We start from the raw sequence: 17,494 nt of genomic DNA on the forward strand, positions 1-17,494 counted from the left end.
TAAGGAGCATTCCTGTAAGGAAGAAATTTGAGGGGAAACCGAGGTAGGATCCAGATGCATAAAAAAAGTCCCCTTGGTACGATAGAGAGTGTCATGCATGACCTCGAATTAAGTACCAAAAGGAGACTTCTATTATGGATTTTACACAAAATGAGCGCCTTGCGCAAATCAATGAACAGACGTTAATTATCGGTGTCGATGTGGCTAAGCATAAACATGTTGCCCGTGCAATTGATGATCGAGGTAGAGACTTATCCAAACGACTCATCTTTTCCAATTCGATGCAAGGATTCAGTGATTTACTGGAGTGGACGGCAGGTTTAGCTGCAGAAAACGGACGACCTAAACTTCTGATAGGAATGGAACCTACAGGTCATTATTGGCTTAACTTAGCCTACTACTTAAAAACTAAGGGTGAAAAGCCTGTGGTTGTTAATCCGATGAAGGTGAAGCGCTCCAAGGAGCTTGATGATGATTCCCCCACCAAGAATGATACAAAGGATGCGAAAGTCATCGCTCAGGTAGTGCGTAATGGTCGGTATCACGAACCAATTTTACCGGAGGATGTGTACGCCGAGTTACGGGAAGGAATCAAACTTTATGACATGATCCAAGAGGATCTCTCTTCGATCAAAGCTCAGATGCATAATACGCTGGATCGATATTTTCCGGAATTCTTGACGGTATTTAAGGATTGGACCGGGAAGGCTGCGTTACATTTCTTGGAAAATGGCTATCTTCCTGAGGATATTGATCAAAAAACGGAAGAAGAGCTTCTTAGGGAAGTCAAGAAATCGGCTAAACGAGCGATTGGATTAAAACGTATGCGTCAGCTAAAGCAAGCTGCTTCAGTCAGTGTAGGTTTGACTGTGGGATTACGTATGGCCCGTCAAGAGTTTCGTTTTCTCGTCGATCAATTTCGAGCGTTACAAGAACGCCTCGAAGCTCTTGAAACTCAACTTGAAGACCTAGTTCTTCACGTGCCTGGATCCGATCGTATGATCGCGATGAAAGGCATTGGTACCATGACAGTAGCTGGTTTCTTCGCTGAAGTTGGTGATCTATCTAACTACAGAGATCCACGCCAAATTATTAAATTAGCGGGACTCAATTTGAAAATGAATCAATCCGGTCTGTTTAAAGGGAAAACCACCATCACGAAACGGGGACGTAGAAGGTTACGGTCCATTTTGTATCAAGTCGCTCGATCGTTGTCTTTTCATAACGAAGGATTCAAAACCTTACATGCGTATTATAAGAATCGCGCAAAGAACCCACTGACAGGAAAACAGTCGTTTATTGCCCTAAGTCGCAAGCTCATCAAGATATTCTTTGTGATTGGAACACGGAAGTGTTCGTTTAGTGAAAAACGTATGGTTCGAGATATTCCTCAGTTACCAAATGTGCAGGAAGTCGCTTAAGTCGAAAGAACTTTGATTTTTGTCTTTTTCTTATTGATTTCACAATTGAAGCACGGAGAAGCCGGTCGTTATTTTCACCATAAGGGCTTAGACCCACTTGAGGAGCATTTCCGGCATCCACACATGGTCAGGTCGAACGAAGGAATTTGCGCGCGATGACGCCGAGAGAAATGGGAGGGTCCACCACCATGTCTAACGTGGAGATCCAGAGGTGCGATTATAAACAGAAACCCATTACCTGGAAAATAACCATCCCAGTCTATTCAACCGCAATCCTCAGTACCAAATTTAATAAAAATTGGGCAAACTTGGCACATAACTTGGCTATAGCTTCAATTGATGATTAAGAAAGTGGAAGGAAAACAGAGTAATTCTAAGAAAACTTTAATTTATAGAGGGAGAGAGAAAATGAAGCATATATTAAAATTATTAGCATTGACCTTTGTTACACTATTAGTTATAGGATTTAGTCTTGCAGATAACTCATCTGCAGATGGTAATCTGGAAGAAAAGAAAGATATTCACTACAAAATGCTTAATACAGTTGATTACTTCGAAAGTGTTAAAGGAAATTTTGATTATAAAAATAGTATATTAGATGTAGATGTAAATATTGATTACAAGGTTAAAACTGGTAATAGTAATAGCAAACCATCCTCAAAAGTTGTTATACAAAATAAAGAGATATCAACTGAACATATTTACGATGGAGAGGATATAATTGAAAAAAACCTTAAAAAAGAAACTTATAAAAAAGCAGATATGGCTAAGAGAAAAGTGAAAATAAAAGATAAAAATAAAGTTATTGAAGCAAGGTATCAAAGAAAGGATAATGGGGAAAAAGTTTATATCTATAGGCCTGATACTATCATGGCAGGTATGGCAAGTATGTCTATTTTTCCTCAAGAAATAGCTTTAGGATTTTTAGAAGACTATGATAATTGGTCTATTGCCTCTGAAACCCAAATGAACGGTCATAATGCAGTTGTAATTGAAGGAAGTTTTAATGACTATTATCAACAGAAACATAGAGCTATTACCTTTGAGTTATTTGTCGATAAAGATACAGGCGTTATTCTTCAATTGAATGAGTATGATAAACAAGGAAAAGTCGTGACCTCCTTAGAGACCAAATCTATCAAATTTAACACAGAAATTAAGGGTAGCAATTTTTCTACCAAGGTACCAAAAGGTTTCGAAAAAGTGAAATCAAAGTGACCTGTTGAAATTTTGAAAAGCCTAATTTCTCGCTTTATGCTGAGAAATTAGGCTTTTATTTTTTGGGACTTGACAAACTGGATGCAGATTTGACAAGTATCCCGATTCCTCTTTCCCCATAGAGTCGTGCGAAAAGGATTAATCAGGGACAGTTTGTTCTCGTGTCAACCATAACCTTCCCTCTGTAGAAAAAATATAGGTATTACAGCAATAAGGGGTACCACCACCAAACAAGAATTTTGTACGCTAATTATAAAAAGTCCCTAATTTAAAGACTTTACAGTACGTTAATTTCTTTTAGCTTTAATGCAACATAATATCATTTGTGTTGCATTAGCAGTTTACAAACCTTATAATAAACCTAGTTATGCAACACAATTTATATCAAAACACTAGAATTTTAACGCAACACAATTTATGGAGGGTTATACATATGGATTTGCTTAACGATTTCACTTCTTATCTCCATCAACAAACAAAAAGTGAAATCACCGTCAAAGGGTATAAACAAGATATGAAGCAATACTTCCAGTGGTTTCACAATTCGTATGGTAAAGAATGTCCAGCCTTGTACCGTGAAAATGTATTGGAATACATTAGCTTTTTAAAAAATGTCAAAATGCAAAATGCAAAAACGATTAATCGTAAGATTAGTAGTCTCTCTAAATTCAACGCTTTTTTGATTGAAACAAATAAACAAGATGAATTTGTCGTAGACAAATCGGACATGTTAAAAGTTCAAACTTCTTACGCATCACCTACGAAGGTGACAGAAACAGAAGTAAAACAGTTTCTACAAAATGTATTGGAAAGTAGTAACAAGCGAAATTATGCTATAGTCGTCCTTATTGCTTACACTGGTCTCCGTATTTCAGAGGCCCTTGCTGTTAAATTAGATGATTTTAATTTACAAACTGGTGAATGTATTATCCGAAATGGAAAAGGAGAGAAGCAAAGGATCGTGCTTTTTAATAGTAAGGTTATTCTATCTCTAAGAGAATACTTAAAAGTAAGAGATAAATATACAAATTCGGAGCATTCGCCTTATCTCTTCCTCAGCAAAAAACGGGTCCGGCTAGATCGAACAGTCGTGAACCGCATATTTAAGAATTTTAGTGATTCGGTAACACCTCATCAATTACGCCATTTCTTTTGTTCAAATGGGATTGAAAAAGGTCTTAGTATTCATGAGGTGGCCAACCAAGCCGGGCATTCAAATGTTCATACGACACTCTTATATACCAATCCAGATCAAGCGAAATTAAAAAGTAAAATGGAATTATTATAGGAAGGTGAAAATGAATGAGAGGAAAAGAATTGCTTACTCCTGAACAACGAGAAGAATTCTTGCATCCGTCCAAGATTACAGAATGGGATCTGGCTACCTATTATACATTTTCTAACTATGATCTAGAGGTCATTAATCGTCATCGTAGGAAACACAATCGATTGGGCTTTGCTGTTCAATTATGTTTACTTCGTTATCCGGGATGGTCTTTATCAGACATAAAGGAAGTCTCCCCGTTAATTTTATCCTATATAGCGAAACAGCTAGATATTGATCCTGAATCATTCGCCTTATACGCTCAACGCGGACCTACAAGGCGTGAACACCTGGAAGAAATTAGACAGGAATATGGATACAAAAACTTTTCGCTTAGCGAATATCGTTATCTTTCACGTTACCTATTTCATCGGGCAATTGAAAATGGAAATAGTGTCCTGTTGATTAGGCAATCCATTGAGGAATTACGTAAAAGAAAAATCATTTTACCTGGTATGACGACCATAGAGAGGGTTGTATGGGAGGCGCGTAATCGAGCAGAACAATGGATCTTTAATTCAATTAATGATGGACTATCACCGAAACAAGAACAACAGTTGGATTCTCTTCTAGAGCCCACTATGGATAACGGAAAAACGCCACTAGCTTGGTTGAAAGAATATCCTGGTACATCCTCACCGGACACATTTTTAAAAGTCATTGAACGATTAGAATATATTCGAAAGCTTGATTTAAAGGTCAATACCCATGACATTCCTCCCAACCGTTTTCGCCAATTATCCCGGTTAGGTGCCAGGTATGAACCTTATGCTTTCAGACGGTTCCTATCTAACAAAAGATACAGTGTTCTAGTTACTTATATACTGGACTTAAGTCAAGATCTCATTGATCAAGCCATTGATATACATGATAAACAAATTGTATCTCTTCAAAATAAAGGTCGAAAAGCACAAGAAGAAATTCAGAAACAAAATGGGAAAACTGTGAATGAGAAGTTAATACACTTTACCAATCTAGGTACAGCTTTAATAAAAGCGAAAAATGAAAATCTTGATCCTTTTGAAACGATTGAATCTATCATGTCATGGGAAAAAGTGATCCAATCAGTTGAGGAAGCTAAAGAACTTTCACGTCCACCGAATTATGATTACCTAGATTTGTTAGAACAAAGGTTTTTTTATCTGCGAAAATATACACCGACGCTACTTAAATCCATTGAGTTTCGTTCAACTACTGCTGCGAAACCAATAATAAAAGCCCTTGACACCATAAACGACATGAATGAAACAGGAAAACGGAAAATACCGGAAGGGTCACCAGTCGATTTTGTTCCAAAACGTTGGGAAAAGCACGTCTATGATGAGGATGGTGCTATTAACCGCCATTATTATGAAATGGCTGCATTAACGGAATTAAAGAACCATATCCGTTCCGGTGATATTTCAGTGGTTGGCAGCAGGCAACACAAGGATATTGAAGATTATTTTGTGACAAAACAAGAATGGCATACCGATTGCACCAAAGGAATTAAACTGGCTGTACCTATCTCTGCTGGTAACTATTTAACTGAAAGAGAAACTTCATTGAACCAACGTCTCGAATGGTTGTCCAAAAACAACAAAGAATTGGATGGGATTAATCTAGATAAAGGAAGACTACATATAAAACGGTTGGAAAAGGATGTCCCAGAAGAGGCGAGAGAATTTAGCTTATCCCTTTATGCTATGCTCCCTCGGATTAAACTCCCTGATCTACTCATGGAAGTAAGCAATTGGACAAATTTTGATGAGCAATTCATTCATGCTTCAACAGGACGAATACCAGACAAAGAGGAGAAGAGAATTTTATTAGCTACCATAATGGCTATGGGAACGAACATCGGCTTAACTAAAATGGCAGAATCAACCCCGGATATTTCTTATCGACAAATGGCCAACACTTCTCAATGGAGGATGTATGAGGATGCGATGAATCGTGCTCAAGCACAGTTAGTTAATTTCCATCACAAACGAGCGCTCTCTTCTTACTGGGGAACTGGAACGACATCATCTTCCGATGGTATGCGTGTACAAGTAGGTGTTTCATCTTTACATGCTGAAGCTAATCCTCATTATGGTACAGGGAAAGGCGCAACCATTTATCGCTTTACAAGTGACCAATTTTCTACCTTTTATAATAAAGTGATTAATACCAACGCCCGAGACGCAGTACATGTCATAGATGGATTACTTCATCATGAATCTGATTTAAACATTGAAGAGCATTATACGGATACAGCTGGCTATACGGATCAAATTTTCGGATTAACCCATTTGTTGGGTTTTCGTTTTGCCCCAAGGCTACGTGATATATCTGATTCAAAACTTTTCTCTATGAACCCACCTAGCGATTTCCCTAAGCTTCAAACCCTTATAAGAGGTAAAGTTGATCGAAAAGTTATTCATGATAATTATGATGATGTATTACGTCTAGCTCATTCTATTCAAACTGGAAAAGTATCTGGTGCCCTTATTATGGGGAAATTGGGATCTTACGCCCGACAAAATAAAGTTGCCAAGGCATTACGTGAAATGGGTAGAATAGAAAAAACCATTTTCTTGATGGATTATATTGCAGATGCTTCTATGCGACGGAGGATCCAAAAGGGGCTTAATAAAGGAGAAGCTATGAATGCATTGGCACGTGCCATTTTCTTTGGAAAACATGGTGAGTTGAGGGAAAAGGCTCTTCAAGATCAGCTCCAACGTGCCAGCGCACTGAACATCATTATAAATGCTATTTGTGTATGGAATACTGTTTATTTGGAGAAAGCTGTTACAGTTTTAAGACAGAAGGGGGAAATGAAAGAGGAGCTTTTGAATCATATTTCACCATTAGGGTGGGAGCATATCAATTTTCTTGGAGAATATCGTTTTGAATCTAAAAACAGCACCACCGTCGAATTGCTGCATCCTTTAAATATGAAGTGAAAATAGCCAAATTTTCTTAACGGGGTCCCTCCAACATTTTAAATTCGATATCTACGCTATTCCAGCCCTCTTTTTGTAAATAAATAGCTTAGCGTGAGTAATGTGACAAAAAGTTGTAAAATGATGGAATGACTTTTTGAATTCTTATCTATATAATGGGACATAATATGTAACAACTACCCTAAGAAAGTGAGGAAATTAAATGAAAAAAATTATTGTTGGAATTTTGGCGATAAGTTCATCGTTCTTAATCATGTTCACCTTTACTACAGGCGCCGGGTTAAATAAAAAAGTAAGTGCACAAAACAATAATGGGTTTGTCGAGTCTGATATAGAATATAACAAAGATATACAAGATGAAGTTTTGCAAGAAGTGGGATATAAATTATATAAAGAAGGTTACTCATTTGGGATGGAATATGAGATTTCACCCAATAAAAAAGTTGAAATAGAAATAAATTCGGTAGATAAAGAAGCTACTGAAAAAATAAAGAATCAGATGAAACAAATAGCCATGGAGGTTATAAAGGACACTAAGTATGAACCTGAATTATTTAAAATTAACGTAACAGACAATAGTAATGCGGAAAGATCAGGAAAATAAGTCTCGTAAAAAGATCGCCCTAATCAACTGAACAGATTAAGGCGATCTTTAAATATATATGCTCATTTTATTACATCGAGAAATAAACTGCGTCGTTATCTGTGCATGGATGATACTGAAAAGTATAAGCTCGATAATATCCATCACTACCAAGGTCAAATCCTTTATAAACAACCCCACTACTAGGCATATAAAAATACTCTACATGAATTGTACCTCCATCATATGTTTCCCTATTGCAAGTTGAATTTCATTACCAGGGGTACCTTCTATTCTTAAAATTACTTCTCCATTTGCAGTATTTTGAGAATAAAGGCTTATATCTAGATTTCTACACGCTGCAGCTTCAGCTTCGCTTGTAGGAGAAAATAGAGAAAATACGACACTTAAAAGCAGTGCAACAACTAAATAAAACTTTTTCATAACATACCCTCCATTTAGTATTTTGATAGATGTCTTTGTACAAAATACCTCCTATTCCATTTATTTGATGTTAATTATTACTTCGACATAATTTTGTAATATTCCTGCAAATTATTTGAAATGACAAGTAGAGGACATTATCGGGGAAGACAATTCAGTTATTGCCATGTGGGCATATATAAGGTACATTTGAATAATATAAAAAGAGGAAAATAGGACTGTCGAAATATAGAACGCTTTTCATCATTCCCTATGTGGTCGCATCAGACATTCTGATAACTACGTAAATACATAGAAAATTTTAAAAGACCGGAATTCGTTAGCGTACAGAATTCCGGTCTTTTTTATGTGAAAACTGTCTTAGCGTGAGTATTACGTTAAAATGTTGGTACTACCCCCCTTAACGTAAGGGAAGCCGGACTTTTTTGTGTCGAGTTTTGCTTAGCGTACGTTTTCCGCGTTTTGCTGGCGGTACCCCTAAATAAACAGCTTTGGAATATGGGCATTCGAGACCGAAAGGTTCTCGCTTGTATAGCTAAAATGATCAAGTCTGAAATCGATGGAGAAGGAGTGCCTGTGAAAGGATCACCACAAGGTGGTATTCTATCCCCTTTACTCTCCAATGTCGTTCTAAATGACTTAGATCAATGGGTTGCAGGACAATGGGAGTTCTTTCCTCTCACAAAAACCTACAGTTCAGATGATGCTAAAAGGCGAGCTAGAAAACAAACAAACTTGAAGCAAGGATACTTGATTAGGTACGCCGATGATTGTGTGCTACGAAAGCAACCAAGTTGTGCGTAAGCGCACCAAAGGGAGCTATGCTGCACTTAAGATGAGAGTAGGCCTCTCGCAATCGCTATACAGGTAGAGATTGCAAACCACCTTAAGGTGCTATAGTCAAAAGCTATGGTATTGAGCGTTAAGGAAAAGGCAGGACTAGATTTTGTCAGGTACATATTAAGGAGACGAAAACCATTGAACTGCTGAGGAAGTATCGAAAGCGTAGGAATGTCATCAAAACTGAGGGGGAGTCGTTAACTCAGGATAAGTTCGGAGGAAACCTGTTTACTGTCCGTTCGGTGACCGGTATAAAGGCAGCGTGAACTTAATATAGGCTTGAGTGCGGAACGTAGGAACCTACGACATGGATGCTAAGGAAGAAGTTCAAGTGGAAATCCCACAAGAATTAGAGTACCAATGCCATGTATAGGGGCGGAATAACCCGTAGTAACTGTGAAATCTCCTAACGGAGACGGAGTGAAGGGGTTATGTTATTCAGTTTTATGAACAAGTCAACCATCAAATGGGAGGAACTTATGATTAAAACAAAGCCATATGCAATACCTAAAGAATTATTATATGAAGCTTACCTAAAAGTGAAAGTAAACAAGGGGTCAGCAGGAATTGATGAACAATCAATCGAAAATTTCGAAGCGAACCTCAAAGATAACTTGTATAAAATTTGGAATCGAATGTCATCTGGAAGCTATTTCCCTCCAGCAGTTAAGGCCGTGGAAATACCGAAGAAAGCCGGAGGTACTAGAATGTTAGGGATTCCAACGGTTGCGGATAGAATTGCCCAAATGACAGTGAAATTATTTTTCGAACCTTCGGTCGAACCATTCTTTCACGACGATTCTTATGGATACAGACCTAACAAAAGTGCTATCCAAGCAATAGAAACCACACGAAAACGGTGCTGGAAGTACAATTGGGTACTTGAATTCGATATTAAAGGATTATTTGACAACATTGATCATGATTTATTGATGAAAGCAGTAGAAAAGCATACACAAACCGACTGGATAAAGTTATATATCAAGAGATGGTTGAAAGCACCTTTTCAAACGAAGGAAGGAATAAGAGAACGTACATCAGGGACACCGCAAGGTGGAGTAATTAGCCCAGTATTAGCGAATTTATTTCTTCACTACACGTTTGATAAATGGATGGCTATTCAGCACTCAAAGAATCCGTTTGTTAGATATGCAGATGACGCAGTCATCCACTGTAGGACAGAAAAAGAGGCAAAAGAAATGCTAGAATGTCTCGATAAGAGAATGAGGGAATGCAAGCTTGAATTACATCCAGACAAAACGAAAGTTGTATATTGTAAGGATGCGGATAGAAAAGAAGAGCATGAAAACATCTCATTCGATTTTCTAGGCTACACATTTAGACCTAGGCTGTCAAAGAACAGGTGGGGGCAACATTTTGTGAATTTCACACCTGCGATTAGTAATAAATCGAAGAAGTCAATTCGTCAAAAAGTGAGGGATTGGAAACTGCAATTGAAAGCAGAAAAGGATCTCACAGACCTCTCAAATATGTTTAATCCTGTAATTCAAGGTTGGGTCAATTACTATGGTAAGTTCTACAAATCCGAAATGTATAATGCTTTAAGGCATGTAAATAAAGCCTTAATTATGTGGGCTAGGAGAAAATATAAAAAGTTAGCAAAACATAAGAAAAGGGCAGAACATTTTATGGGTAGAATTGCGAAACAAAACCCCAGGCTTTTTAAACACTGGGAATTAGGTATTAAGCCTACGGCTGAATAATGGGAGCCGGATGAGCCGAGAGGTTCACGTCCGGTTCTGAGAGGGGCTACTGGGGAGGTTCCAGTGGTCTACTTCCCTTAAAATTCTATGCCGAGATGGAAAGACAGCTCAACGGTGGTACCATGCGGTACGTCTTTACCTCAAAGAGCGTTTAAAGTTGGACATCTCTCCAGAGAAATCTCAAATTGTAAACTTGAGAAAACGAGAATCAGAGTTCTTAGGTTTCACCATTCGTGCGAATAAAAAGGGGAAGAAACGAGTGGCCCATACAGGGGTCATTTCCTCAAAAAGAAGGAAAATCAAACAGGAAGCTAAGAAGCTCATTCGAAGAATAAAAGCTTCCCCTTCTGCTGGAAATATTCAACGTTATAATAGTTTCGTTTTGGGTATTCATCATTACTTCAAGCGAGCGACTCATGTAAGCCTTGCGTTCTCACGTCTTGCTTTCGATCTTAAACCATTTCTAGTGAACCGTCTTCGACCGGTTGGAAAACTAGAACATCCTTTTCAGCCACCACCTTTTTATAAGAAGAACTTTAGCTTAGGAACGAAGACTATCAACATTAGAGGGATGTACCTTTTTCCTATTGGTAATGTTAAAACATTCCATACGATGAACTTCAGTCCAAAGCTTTCGCTTTACACAAAGAAAGGTAGAGAACAAATTTATAAAAAGTTACGACCGGATATACAACAAGAAGTCGGTTATTTAATGAAAGCTTCTCTACAGAATCGGAGTATAGAATATCTTGATAATCGAATAAGTCGGTACAGTATGAAGATGGGCAAATGTGAAATTACAGGCGAGTACTTACATGCTTCAGATGTTCATTGTCATCATTACGTACCCAAGAGTCTTGGAGGGACGGATAAGTTTCAAAATCTCCGCATTCTCCATAAAGATGTTCACCGGCTCATTCACATTAGAGATATCGAGCGAATCAAAGTTTATCTTGAAAAGATTCCACAAAACCAACGAATTTTAGATAAAATTAACCAATACCGTAAGGTATGTGGGATGGAAGGGATCGAGCGATCCAGTCTCGAAGAGTAACAAGGAACTTATAATTTAATACATATCATTAGATGGAACGCCGAATGCTGGGAAACTAGCACGTTCGGTGCGGAGCAGGGGAAAAGCCGGAGATAACTTCAAACGCTTACCTATTGCTAACGATTGTGTAACAAACTACGCCAAAGACCAAAACGCATAAAGATCAATCGGAAAGCAGGTCTACGCCTGCTTTTTATTATGGTTATTTTTCCTTTTGCACTCCGAATCGTAAAACAGCCCAAATCTTCTAACCTTCCAGCAGGTAGGACACCCGAACCTTTTTTTTGCTTGCCCTAATAAAAGACCAAAACTAACAGCAAATAGTATGATAAAGGTTTGTAATTTGTCTAATGTTCCCATCAATAAGTCTCTCTTTCTTTTAAAAAGGTGGCTGTGAATGATTACTTTCCCACATAACAACTATAATACAATGCATTAATTATTGCTTTTATTTCCATTAAGTAGTTCCTTAATCAGGCCTAATCAGAAACATGTATATATAACAAAAGTTTTATTTGAATGGGAACACAGTGAGGGGACCAACTCTAAAGAACAGAGTGGCTATTTTTATAATAGTACTTGATGGTTGGATATTGACAGATATTATTTATATATCTAATATGTGAATTGCATTCATTTATGAATGCAATTCACATATTTAAAGCCAAACATAGCAATTTACTTTAAGAAATAGTTAGAGAAGGGATCAATAATGAATAATGAAAAGCAACAAGGAACAGTACTTGAACCAAAACAACGGATAATGTTATTTGTTTTGACAATGAGTTCATTTGTTGTAGTTTTGGATTCTTCCTCAATGTTCATTCCACTGCCAACAATTATGAAGGACTTGGGCGGAAGTCTTGATCAGGCCACATGGGTGATTGCAGCCTTCACCTTATCTTTTGCTGTCTTCCTACACCCGAGTGCTGCAGTGGCTAATATCTATGGGAAGAGAAAACTTTTCCTGTCTGGAGTAATGGTTTTTACTATTTTTTCGATTGCGTGTGCTATTGCTCCATCTATGGAGTTTTTGATTGGTGCACGAATCGTATTGGGTATCGGGGCGGCCATGATAGAAGCAAGTGTCTTTGCTCTGATTAAAACAACATTTACAGGTGAAAAACAACAACTGGCTTTTAAAGTACAGGGTATTGCCTTTATTGCAGGGGCACTGTTGGGAACGCCGTTAAGTGGAGCAATAACAACATTTTTATCCTGGGAATATATCTTTTGGTTGAACGTTCTTATAGGTATTGTTGTTATTTTGGCAACCCCTTATGTCATTAGCAAGTCAAGTCCTGTTTATGATCAACAAATGCCAAATATGACTGGTTTGGTCTTTGGTGGTATTGGTTTGTTTTTACTGTTTTTCTCGATTATTGAGGGTGCACAGTTCGGATGGTTTTCACCGGTCATCCTGGCCTTTTTTGGAGTCTCTATTGCTCTATTATTCTTATTTGTAATTTCAGAATTGTGTGTACAGCATCCGTTGATTAACATGAGATTATTCCACAAATCATTCACTTTGGGTAACTTTTTGCGTTGGGCAAGTGAATTCGCAAGTATGGGCATTTATTTTGCTATTTCTGATTTTTTGCAGACACAGATTGGTTACTCAGCATTGATCTCTGGGTTGCTATTACTGACGGTTATTGTGGGTGGAATTGTGGTCTCGCCTGTTACTGAACTTCTTGCCAAACGTGTGGACGCTCGATGGTTAGTGACTCCAGGTTTCTTATTAGTGGCTATAGGTACATTTTGGCTTGCACATGTCTCTGCCGAAACGACATGGGTCTTTTTCCTTGCGCCGTTGGTGGTTGCTGGGGCCGGATTCGTCGCTCAGGAAGATTTGAGTGTCAACATACGAGACAAAAATGTTTCAACTAAAAAGTCCGATGCTGCTTGGCGGATTTCGTACACAATCTTTCTTCTTGGCATTGGATTGGGCGTATCTGTCGTTTCAGCTATCTGGCAAAGTCAGTTAATGGCTAATGTAAAAGAAGCAGAAGCGATTAATGGGGCACTTCTCAGTTGTGTTCTGGTGTCACTTTTGGGAGCTATCATTGGTTTGTTTGTAAGCGCAAATCGAAAAAGAGTGGCTTCGAATGAAGATATAACAGGAAAAGGGGGTTCAAAATGAGCAACCTTAGAGGACGAAAAAAAGAAAAAACGAGAGAAGCAATTTTAGTATCAGGCAAACGTTTATTTGTTTCTAAAGGATATGAAAAAACAACCATGAAGGACATCGCACATGACTGTGATATCGGTGTAGGCACCCTTTATAATTACTACGAATCGAAATCAAGATTGCTGCAGGAAATATTCCGTAATAATCTGCCTGATTTATCATCACAGGTTGCAAAGATTCAACAGGATGATTCTCTCAGCCTGCCAGAAAAAATACATGACATCATTTCTTTGTCTATGACAGTGTTTCATCAGTTCCCACGTTCATTTTATAGGGGTTTGTTTTCAGTTATGGCCAATGAAACTGAAAATTCTAAAGAAGTATCTGACAAAATGCTTGCTATTGATGAACAGTTCATGTTCTTAATGGCAAAAGTGCTAGAACGGGAAAAAGAAACGGGACATTTATCTGAATCCTATCCGGTCAATAGATCGGTTACTCTAATGTACAGTATCTTGGCAGCACAAATCATGGTATATCTACTGGATGATAGTGTATCAAAAGAGCAGGTCTTATCGGAGATTACAGATCAAATATATTTTTTGTTGGAGTTGCGGGGATCGTAAACAAGGATTTTTATAACCATCATCTGCAATACCAGCTAATATTAGAAAAGACTGTTCAGCAAACGGGCGCAATTCTGGAACAAAGGATTGCGCTTTTATTGATGTATCGGGCCAGATAATTGAATAATAATTTTAAGGAAAGAGGGATTCCTGATTTCCATTTTGTGTTAAAATGAAGGGACTTCATATTCTCATCAATCCAAAGGAGTGATGGTAATCACATTTTCACTAATATTTGGAGTAGTTGTAGGAACGATTATACTTATGACGTTTGTTATACCTGCATTTATGGCTGTTAAAAGGAATGAGAAGGGACCAGCACCTCGGAAAATTTCATACGGAGTTTTGGGGCTGTTGGTTATTAATTGGTTGCTTTTCCTAACTGGGTCTTACGCTTTACTACCTATGAACATAGCAGAGCGAATATTTACTCCTGTATGGTTGGTCTTATGTGTGGCGGGAGTATTTGTAGCTGCTTATGAATTTAAAAATAACAAAGGTTTTGCCATACCTGTTGCTGGTTTAACAACCATCAGTTTCTTATTTAGCATTCTTGCTAGCGGAATCTCTAAAATGTAAATTCCGTTACCGATCTTGCAGAAACAGTAAGGATTTTGTACAATCCTAATTCAATAGATGGGCGCACTAATTGAATAAGAGCAATGGGAGGGATTTTTGTGAATGAAAGCAATGTTTCTCGAATATTTAAAGCTTTTCTGCTCTCTGGAATATTTCTGTTGATTGTCGGCTGTTCTTCCTCGGATACCTCAAAAACTACACCTCAAGATGAAAACATTACCACCATAGAGACCGTTTTAGAACATCAATTTACGGGACCAGATCAAAAATTAATTGAACTATTGGATGATCCCAATAATCAAACAATCATTGGCAAAGAAGGAGATAATGGATCCTCGGAAACTAAACCAACTGAATTAGATTTATATTTGGAAGAAACTTATAAATCCTATTTTACTGAAGATATGTATGATAAATTTATTGGCAGCTATGCGTTAGGCTACCATACAGCCGCATACAATAACGGCTATCAATTAGAAGTGAAAAATATTGATATTAAACAAAATGATACAACTGAGAATGCTTACGATTTCACTGTGAATGTTCAATATCAAAAGGAAAATAGCCAGGAAATGACCTTCGAAGTAACTGGTAGAGCGCATATTTATGAAGAAGGAAAAATATCTAATATTGACTTTTCTGATGACGACGGCTTATTAGAAGCGTTAAAAACTAAATAGAAGTTCATCCTCTGATATAGGCATAATTCAAGAAACGGGGCGCGATTCTTTAATAAGGATCAGCGCTCATTTTTCATTTAAGGGCGATTTTGTTGAATAACACTACATGCTAATTCACAAGAAAAGAATCCATTTTGATTTCTATTTCCAAATGGACTCTTTATTATTGATCATAAAATATGGGATTGTGATTTTTTAAATCAAATTGACCACTTTGGTCATACGTGTTATATTCAAATGACCAAAGTGGTCAATTGATTTATGGTCGAAAGGAGGTAACCATCATAAACCCCATATTTAACAACCTGAAATCAGAAAAACAAGAGCTTATTATAAACGCCGCTATAAAAGAATTTGTAAAAAGAGGTTTTGAAAAAGCATCAACAAATGAAATTGTCAAAGAGGCAAGGATCTCTAAAGGTTCGTTATTTAATTATTTCCATAACAAGAAAGATCTTTATATATATTTAATCGAATACGGTGTTCAAGTTATCGAAAATCTTTATGAACAAATTGATTTGAATGAAACGGATTTATTTAAAAGAATCGAAAATATCGGATTACAGAAATTGCATATCCATAAAAAGTTTCCTCACGTTTTTGATTTCCTGGCAGCTGCCATCCAAGAGGAATCAGCTGAAGTAAAAGATATGATCAAGAAAAAAGTTGATCCCGTCTATGATCGAGGCACAGAACTAATATATAAGCATATCGATTTCTCCAAGTTTCGTGAAGGAATAGATATTGAAAAGGCGATTGAAATCCTGAATTGGACGATGTTCGGATTCGGTGAAAAAGGACTGCAGCAAATAAACACCTTTGAAGATATCCACGAATTTGGTGAGAAATATCTAGAGGAATGGAAAGGGTATACGGAATTACTGAAATACAGCTTTTACAAATAAAATGAAGTAAAGCATGTATAAGTTATCAACTTGAGAAAAAAGTGGAGATTGTTGTAGCTGTTTTTTAATTCATACTTTTCAACTTTTGTATGAGCTGAAAAGTATGTTGTAAAAAGGGTGTCAAAATCTTAATAAAGGAGTGTTTATTTTATGTCAGAAATTGTAAATATTCAAGGGCTGCAAAAATGTTTCGGTAAGTTTCGGGCATTAAGTGACGTTTCATTCACCGTAAATGCCGGAGAAGTTGTCGGATTTATAGGCCCAAATGGAGCTGGTAAATCCACAACCATCCGTATTTTGCTGGGAATTATTAACCGAGAATCTGGTAATGCGGAGATATTTGGCAAGGATGTTTGGAAAGATAGCCTTGAAATTCACAAACGCATCTCTTATGTCCCAGGAGATGTCACACTGTGGGGGAACCTCACAGGCGGTGAAATTATTGATTTATTCCTTAAATTGCATGGTGGGGGAGATAAGCAAAAACGTGACGCTTTAATTAAACGCTTTGAGTTGGACCCAAAGAAAAAAGCCAAAGGATATTCAAAAGGAAATCGGCAAAAGGTTGGTTTGATTGCAGCTCTATCTGTTGATTCGGATTTATACATTTTTGATGAACCAACTTCTGGTCTCGACCCTTTGATGGAGGCGATTTTCCAGGAAGAAGTTGAAAAAATCAAAAAGTCCGGCAAATCCATTCTGTTGTCCTCTCATATCTTGAGTGAAGTAGAACGCTTAGCGGACAAAGTTGTCATCATTCGTCAAGGTGAGATTGTGGAATCCGGCAGCCTAAATGAATTACGCCATTTGACTCGTTCTGCCATAACCATAGCAACAGAACGTGATGTGGCTGAAATGGCCAATTTAAATGGAGTTTTTGATTTCAAACAAAAAGATAATTTAGCGACATTCTCTGCGGATAATAAACACCTTGATGATATTTTAATGCAAGCAAGCAAATTAGGGGTCAAGAAATTTGAATCTGTGCCGCCGACTCTTGAAGATTTGTTCATGCGTCATTACGAAGGATAACAG

At 37.5% G+C, this 17,494-nt stretch carries 14 protein-coding genes and 1 pseudogene; 14 read left to right on the plus strand and 1 reads right to left on the minus strand.

Translation table 11 applies throughout. The features are described from left to right. The first annotated feature begins 134 nt into the window (after positions 1 to 134). From B5354_RS12990 to B5354_RS13010, 5 genes are all read left to right on the plus strand, one after another. Positions 135 to 1,421, plus strand: a complete 1,287-nt coding sequence (locus B5354_RS12990; protein WP_079527766.1) for an IS110 family RNA-guided transposase — start codon at positions 135 to 137, stop codon at positions 1,419 to 1,421. A 408-nt stretch (positions 1,422 to 1,829) separates the two neighbouring features. After that, positions 1,830 to 2,639, plus strand: a complete 810-nt coding sequence (locus tag B5354_RS12995; protein WP_079529248.1) for a LolA family protein — start codon at positions 1,830 to 1,832, stop codon at positions 2,637 to 2,639. Positions 2,640 to 3,072: 433 nt separating this feature from the next. Further along, the gene (locus B5354_RS13000) at positions 3,073 to 3,927 is read left to right on the plus strand and encodes a tyrosine-type recombinase/integrase (protein WP_079529249.1); all 855 of its coding nucleotides are present in this window, start codon (positions 3,073 to 3,075) and stop codon (positions 3,925 to 3,927) included. 14 nt (positions 3,928 to 3,941) lie between these two features. Beyond that, on the plus strand, positions 3,942 to 6,893 hold the full coding sequence (locus B5354_RS13005) for a Tn3 family transposase (RefSeq protein ID WP_079529250.1): 2,952 nt from the start codon (positions 3,942 to 3,944) through the stop codon (positions 6,891 to 6,893). A 202-nt stretch (positions 6,894 to 7,095) separates the two neighbouring features. Continuing rightward, entirely contained in the window at positions 7,096 to 7,497 is a 402-nt protein-coding gene (locus B5354_RS13010) for a hypothetical protein (RefSeq protein ID WP_079529251.1), read from the plus strand. 201 nt (positions 7,498 to 7,698) lie between these two features. Here the strand turns inward: B5354_RS13010 and B5354_RS13015 are convergent, their stop codons facing one another. Then, the gene (locus tag B5354_RS13015) at positions 7,699 to 7,920 is read right to left on the minus strand and encodes a hypothetical protein (protein ID WP_079529252.1); all 222 of its coding nucleotides are present in this window, start codon (positions 7,918 to 7,920) and stop codon (positions 7,699 to 7,701) included. Between the two features lie 477 nt (positions 7,921 to 8,397). Between B5354_RS13015 and B5354_RS13020 the strand changes: the two are divergent. The 9 genes and pseudogenes from B5354_RS13020 to B5354_RS13065 all read left to right on the plus strand — a co-directional run. Beyond that, positions 8,398 to 8,691: pseudogene (locus B5354_RS13020) on the plus strand (RNA-dependent RNA polymerase family protein); the annotation flags it as partial. Positions 8,692 to 9,239: 548 nt separating this feature from the next. After that, complete coding sequence (gene ltrA, locus B5354_RS13025) at positions 9,240 to 10,484, plus strand: group II intron reverse transcriptase/maturase (RefSeq protein ID WP_079529254.1); 1,245 nt, start codon at positions 9,240 to 9,242, stop codon at positions 10,482 to 10,484. A 157-nt stretch (positions 10,485 to 10,641) separates the two neighbouring features. Further along, complete coding sequence (locus tag B5354_RS13030; RefSeq protein WP_245804789.1) at positions 10,642 to 11,538, plus strand: group II intron reverse transcriptase; 897 nt, start codon at positions 10,642 to 10,644, stop codon at positions 11,536 to 11,538. Between the two features lie 712 nt (positions 11,539 to 12,250). Continuing rightward, the gene (locus B5354_RS13040; RefSeq protein WP_079529257.1) at positions 12,251 to 13,681 is read left to right on the plus strand and encodes an MFS transporter; all 1,431 of its coding nucleotides are present in this window, start codon (positions 12,251 to 12,253) and stop codon (positions 13,679 to 13,681) included. After that, on the plus strand, positions 13,678 to 14,295 hold the full coding sequence (locus B5354_RS13045) for a TetR/AcrR family transcriptional regulator (protein ID WP_079529258.1): 618 nt from the start codon (positions 13,678 to 13,680) through the stop codon (positions 14,293 to 14,295). The genes B5354_RS13040 and B5354_RS13045 overlap by 4 nt, the downstream gene beginning before the upstream one ends. A 210-nt stretch (positions 14,296 to 14,505) precedes the next feature. Then, on the plus strand, positions 14,506 to 14,874 hold the full coding sequence (locus tag B5354_RS13050) for a hypothetical protein (protein ID WP_079529259.1): 369 nt from the start codon (positions 14,506 to 14,508) through the stop codon (positions 14,872 to 14,874). Between the two features lie 98 nt (positions 14,875 to 14,972). Beyond that, positions 14,973 to 15,554 (plus strand): hypothetical protein, encoded by a 582-nt coding sequence (locus B5354_RS13055; RefSeq protein ID WP_079529260.1) that lies wholly within the window; start codon positions 14,973 to 14,975, stop codon positions 15,552 to 15,554. Positions 15,555 to 15,808: 254 nt separating this feature from the next. Further along, positions 15,809 to 16,459 carry a TetR/AcrR family transcriptional regulator gene (locus tag B5354_RS13060; protein ID WP_245804790.1) on the plus strand — a complete coding sequence of 217 codons (651 nt, stop codon included), beginning with the start codon at positions 15,809 to 15,811 and terminating at the stop codon, positions 16,457 to 16,459. A gap of 150 nt (positions 16,460 to 16,609) precedes the next feature. Further along, on the plus strand, positions 16,610 to 17,491 hold the full coding sequence (locus B5354_RS13065; protein ID WP_079529261.1) for an ABC transporter ATP-binding protein: 882 nt from the start codon (positions 16,610 to 16,612) through the stop codon (positions 17,489 to 17,491). Positions 17,492 to 17,494: the final 3 nt, after the last annotated feature.

It is taken from the genome of Halobacillus hunanensis (assembly GCF_900166655.1).
GTDB classification, from domain to species: Bacteria; Bacillota; Bacilli; order Bacillales; family Halobacillaceae; genus Halobacillus_A; species Halobacillus_A hunanensis.